Origin of the sequence: Aquibium sp. A9E412 (assembly GCF_030398335.1) — a bacterium.
Lineage (GTDB): Bacteria > Pseudomonadota > Alphaproteobacteria > Rhizobiales > Rhizobiaceae > A9E412.
Genome location: NZ_JAOAOP010000119.1, coordinates 1 through 5,308, shown reverse-complemented (window position 1 = coordinate 5,308; position 5,308 = coordinate 1). Strand labels below are relative to the sequence as shown.

At 73.3% G+C, this 5,308-nt stretch carries 4 protein-coding genes; all 4 read right to left on the bottom strand.

What is annotated here, in order from left to right:
• Positions 1 to 364: 364 nt before the first annotated feature.
• Positions 365 to 2,395, bottom strand: a complete 2,031-nt coding sequence (locus N1F89_RS20320) for a VWA domain-containing protein (protein ID WP_290086298.1) — start codon at positions 2,393 to 2,395, stop codon at positions 365 to 367.
• 3 nt (positions 2,396 to 2,398) lie between these two features.
• Positions 2,399 to 2,968 carry an RNA polymerase sigma factor gene (locus tag N1F89_RS20315; RefSeq protein WP_290086296.1) on the bottom strand — a complete coding sequence of 190 codons (570 nt, stop codon included), beginning with the start codon at positions 2,966 to 2,968 and terminating at the stop codon, positions 2,399 to 2,401.
• Between the two features lie 57 nt (positions 2,969 to 3,025).
• Entirely contained in the window at positions 3,026 to 3,703 is a 678-nt protein-coding gene (locus N1F89_RS20310) for a hypothetical protein (protein WP_290086295.1), read from the bottom strand.
• Between the two features lie 83 nt (positions 3,704 to 3,786).
• Positions 3,787 to 5,308 (bottom strand): trimethylamine methyltransferase family protein (locus N1F89_RS20305; RefSeq protein WP_290086294.1); only part of this gene is annotated, 1,522 nt, incomplete at its 5' end.

Below are 5,308 nucleotides of genomic sequence, written 5' to 3'. Positions count from 1 at the left end.
GCATCGGCCCGATGCGCAACAAGGCGGCGAGCGAGAGCGGCGCGGCAAGCGCCCCGCCCCGCCGCGAGCGCCGCCGCGCCCGCGGCTAGAGTGTTCCAGGCGAAGCGGAAACCGGTCCGCCGTCGGCAAACGTCGTCAAGACAACAAGCTGGAGCCGATCTGCGCTTCGGTGAAAAGCAGAACGGCTCCATCCGCAGCGGCGCAGCGCCGCCGCCGCCCGACAGCGGTTTCCGGCGCTGCCGGCCCGTCAGCGTGAAGAAACAGAACGGCCGGCGGAGACAGCTCCGCCGGCCGGCCCCACGCCCGGGAGCCCGTCGCGCCGCTTTCAGATCCCGTTTCGGCGCACCGGGCTCCCCGTCGCCTTCTACCGTCCGCCGCGCTCGAGCGCCGAGGCAAGGCGCACCAGCGACAGGAACTCCGCCCGGTAGCCATACGGGTCGGAGCCGCGGGCGGCGGAGGCGATCTCCAGGATGCGGTCGTAGCCGAGACCTGCGGTGCGGTCGGAGCCGCGCAGCTTCTGGCCGAATGCGGCGACGGCGATCGAGAAGCGCACGTCGTCGGACGCCGCGGCCAATGGCGCCACCGCGTCGGCCTCGCTCACCGGCCGCTCGATCAGCCGCGAGACGTCCTCGCCCGGCAGCTTGTAGCGCAGTCGCAGGAAGGCGAGCTCGTCGCCGGCCGCCGGGTCCGCGTCGGCCGGCGCGCCGTAGCGCAGGTCGTCGTAGAGCCGGGCCGCGCTGTCGGCCGGCGTGATCTCGTAGATCGCGGTCACCGTGTGGCCGGCGCCGATGTCGCCGGCATCGACCCGGTCGTCGTTGAAGTCGGCGCGCGAAAGCGCCCGGCTTTCGTAGCCGATCAGCCGGTACTCGGCGATCCGCGCGGGATTGAACTCGACCTGGATCTTCACGTCGCCGGCGATCGGGAACAGCGTCGCGCTCGCCTCCTCGACCAGCACCTTCTCGGCCTCGGCCAGCGTGTCGATATAGGCGGCGGTGCCGTTGCCGTTCTGCGCCAGCGTCTGCATCAGGCTGTCGTTGAGGTTGCCGCGGCCGAAGCCGAACACCGACAGGTAGACGCCGGCCTCGCGCTCCGCCTCGATCAGCCGCTCGAGCTCGGCGTCGCTCGCCGCGCCGATGTTGAAGTCGCCGTCGGTGGCCAGCATCACCCGGTTGACGCCGCTCTCCACGAAGGACTGGCGGGCCAGCCGGTAGGCCTCGCGGATGCCGGCCGCGCCGGCCGTGCGTCCGCCGGCCTCGAGCCGGTCGAGCGCGTCGAGGATGCGCGCCTTGTCGGCCACCGGCGTCGGCTCGAGCACCGTGCCGGCATTGCCGGCATAGGTGACGATCGACACCGTGTCGCTCGGCGCCAGCCGCTCGACCATCAGCCGGAAGGCAGCCTTGAGCAGCGGCAGCTTGTCGGTCGCGTTCATCGAGCCGGAGGTGTCGATCAGGAACACCAGATTGGCCGCCGGCTTGTCGGCCGGCGCGATGTCGTAGCCCTTGATGCCGACATGCATCAGCCGCGTGTCGGCGTTCCACGGGTTCGGCGTCACCGTCACCGTGGCGTTGAACGGCGTGTCGGGCGACGCCGGCCCCGGCCAGTCGTAGGAGAAGTAGTTGATCATCTCCTCGACGCGCACATGGTCGCGCTCGGGCATCACGCCCTGGTTGAGCACGCGGCGCACGAAGGCGTAGGAGGCGGTGTCGACGTCGATCGAGAAGGTCGACACCGGATCCTCGAGCGCCGAGCGCACGGGATTGTCGGCGAAGCCGGCGAAGCGCTCGCGGTTCTCCTGTCCGGCCACCGCGTCGGATGGCGCGGGCGGCGGCACCGGCCGGCTGGCGCCGACCGTGCCGGGCGCGCGCAGGAGCCGCGACTGGGCACGGCCGGAGGCCTGCGGCGCGGCCGCCGGGGCGGCGTCCCGGGGGGCGAGCAGCGTGTCCACGGCGCGGTCTGCGACCGCCCTTTCGGCTTCCGTCGCCCCGGCGACCTCGGCCGTCTCGCGTGCGGCCGGCGCGAGCTTGGCCGGCGCCTCGCGCTGCCGCTCGGCGGGCCGGCCGCCGGCGGTCTCGGCCGGCGGCGCGCCGCGGTCGAGCGCCACCGGGCCGCCCTCGGCGAGCTGCCAGGCGACATAGCCGGCGACCGGCAGGGCGAGAAGGCCGGCGATGGCCGGCGCGGCGGTCAGTTTCCTGTGCATCGTCATTCTCCAGAGCTGGGCTGCTCGGGAGGTGAGACGCCGGCCGGCCGGCGATCCTTGGGCCGCCCGGCGATTTTCTCCGGCCGGCGCCGCGTCGTAGGCGGCGAGCGCCGCCGCCAGCGCCTGCCGGCGCGCCTGCGGGTCGGGTTCGGGCGCCGTGGCGCCGCGCAGCCTGTCGAGATCGTCGCGTTCTGCCATCGCTCAGTCTTCCCCGGCCGCCAGCATGCGCCGCAGCCGCTTCTTCGCCTGGTGCACGTGCCAGGACACCGTCGTCTCCGCGCAGGCCATCGCCGCCGCCGCCTCGGCGTGGCTCAGGCCCTCGCCGTGCACCAGCGTGATGGCGTCGCGCTGCTTGTCGGGCAGCGCGCGCACCGCCTCCCACAGCGCCTCGACCGGATCGTCGGCCGCCACCGCCGCCCCCTCGACCAGCGCCTGGGCGGCCCAGGCCTCGGCCTTGGCGGCCTCGCGGGCGCGCCGCCGCGCCCCGTCGCGCACCGCATTGAGCGTCAGCGCGTAGAGCCAGGTGGTGAAGGCGCTGCCGCCGCGAAAGCCGCGGATGGCGCGGCCGAGCCGCACGGCGACGTCCTGCGCGACGTCGTCGGCCTCGGCCGGCGTTCCGGTCAGCCGGTAGGCGACGCGGTGGATGAAGTCGTAGTGACGCTCGACGAGCCGCGCGAAAGCGGCGCGGTCGCCGGCGCGCGCCTGCGCCACCAGCGTGTCGTCGTCGGCCGTCCCGGCCGGCTCGTCATGGTCCACGGTCATCGCCGTCATTTGTGCGTTGGACGACGGCAATCCGGCAATCCTTGGGGCACGCCCGGATTTTTTTGCTCAGCCGTCGAGAAAGGCGGCCATGTGGAAGGCCTGCTGGGCGGCCGGGTAGCGGTGCCGGGCGCCGACGGGACAGGCGTTGCGCGCCAGGCAGCCGCCCGTGCGGCAGGCCGCGCCGGCCGCGCTCGAAACATGCGCCCGGCAGGCCGCGACGTCGAGGCCCTCGCTGGAGACAGCCCCGACCGGACAGGCGGAAAGGCAGGGTTTTCCGGCACATGCGACGCACGGGTGATTCGGTGCGCGAGGTTCTTGAATCGCCATGGCATCGGCGAACAGCAGCGCCCCGCGATAGGCGTGCCAGGGGCCGTAGGCGTCATGCATCAGGATGCCGAGCGGCCCGGCGGCAAGCCCCTCCGCGCGCATCGCCCAGCGCTGGAACGGCGCATGGGGCCGCGCGAAGGGATAGACCGCGCGGGCGCCGAAGCGCGCGGCGATCGGCGCGAGCACGGCGCGCGACGAGGCATCGAGCGGGTCGGCGGGCAGCGCCGGCTGCCGCTCGCGCCAGCGCACGAAGTGCGGCCACAGGCTGCCGCCGGCATGGCCGACGAGAACGAGCGCCGCCGCCGGCCGGCCGTCCGGCCCGTCCGGCCGCGGCTCGCCGGCGGCGAAGGCGAAGCCGCCGCGCGGCACGAGGCCGTGCCGGGCGAGCGCCGCCCGCAGGCCAGCCGGCGCGCTCATTCCGGCCCGCCGCGGATCGCCGAGCGCCACACCGCGCGATGGATGATTCCGGCCACTTTAGCCCGGCCGTCCTCGGGCCCCCTTCAGGTAAAGGCGTCGGGCATCGATTCCTTGCGCCGGGCGACGAAGGCGCGCAACCCCTCCTCGATGCCCGGATCGAGCGGCGGCGGCTCGTAGGCCTCGAGCCAGCGCTTGGCGAGCGCGTTGGCCCGCCGCTCGGCCGTCGCCTCGCCCTCCGACAGCCACTGCTCGTAGGAGTTGTTGTCGGCGATCGTCGAGCGGTAGAAGGCGGTCTGGAAGTTGGCCTGGGTGTGGGCGCAGCCGAGATAGTGGCTGCCCGGCCCGACCTCGCGGATGGCGTCCATCGCCTGGCCGTTCTCCGACAGGTCGATGCCCTGCTGCAGCCGCTGCTGCATGCCGAGCTGGTCGACGTCCATGACGAACTTCTCGTAGCTCGACACCAGGCCGCCCTCCAGCCAGCCGGCCGCGTGCAGCACGAAGTTGGTGCCCGCCAGCATGGTGGCGTTGAGCGTGTTGGCGCTCTCGTAGGCGGCCTGCGCGTCGGCCACCTTGGAGGCGGTCAGCGAGCCGCCGGTGCGGAACGGCAGCCCGAGCCGGCGGGCGAGCTCGGCCGCGCCGCAGGACACCAGCGACGGTTCCGGCGTGCCGAAGGTCGGCGCGCCCGACTGCATGGAGATCGACGAGGCGAAGGTGCCGAAGACGACCGGCGCGCCGGGCCGCACGAGCTGGGTGAAGGCGGCACCGGCCAGCACCTCGGCGAGGATCTGCGTCAGCGTGCCGGCGATCGTCACCGGGCTCATCGCGCCGGCCAGGATGAACGGCGTGACGATGCACGCTTGGTTGGCGCGCGCATAGACCTTGGCCGCGCCGAGCATGGTCTCGTCGAAGACCATCGGCGAATTGGCGTTGATCAGGTTGATGACCACCGTGTTGGCGTCGACGAACGCCTCGCCGAACAGGATGCGGCACATGGCCACCGTGTCCTCGGCCCGCTCGGGCGCCGTGACCGAGCCCATGAACGGCTTGTCGGAATAGCGCATGTGCGCGTGCAGCATGTCGAGGTGGCGCTTGTTGACCGGCACGTCGACCGGCTCGCACACCGTGCCGCCGGAATGGTGGATGGCCGGCGCCATGTAGGCGAGCTTCACGAAGTTGCGGAAATCCTCGATCGTGGCGTAGCGCCGGCTGCCGTCGAGGTCGCGCACGAAGGGCGGGCCGTAGACCGGCGCGAACACCGTCGCGTCGCCGCCGATCTCGACCGAGCGCGCGGCATTGCGCGCGTGCTGGGTGAACTGGCGCGGCGCGGTCTTGAGAAGTGCGCGGCACAGGCCCGGCGGAAAGTGCACGCGCTCGCCGCGCACGTCGGCACCCGCCTCCTTCCACAGCGCCAGCGCCTCGGCGTCGTCGCGGAACTCGATGCCGATCTCCTCCAGCACGCGCTCCGCATTGGCCTCGATCAGCGCCAGCCCCTCCTCCTCGAGCACGCGGTAGGGCGGCAGCGTGCGGCGGATATAGGTGAGCGAATCGCCGGGGCCGGTCCGCGTGCGCGCCGCGCGCCGGGCGGCCGCGCCGCCGCCGCGCTCG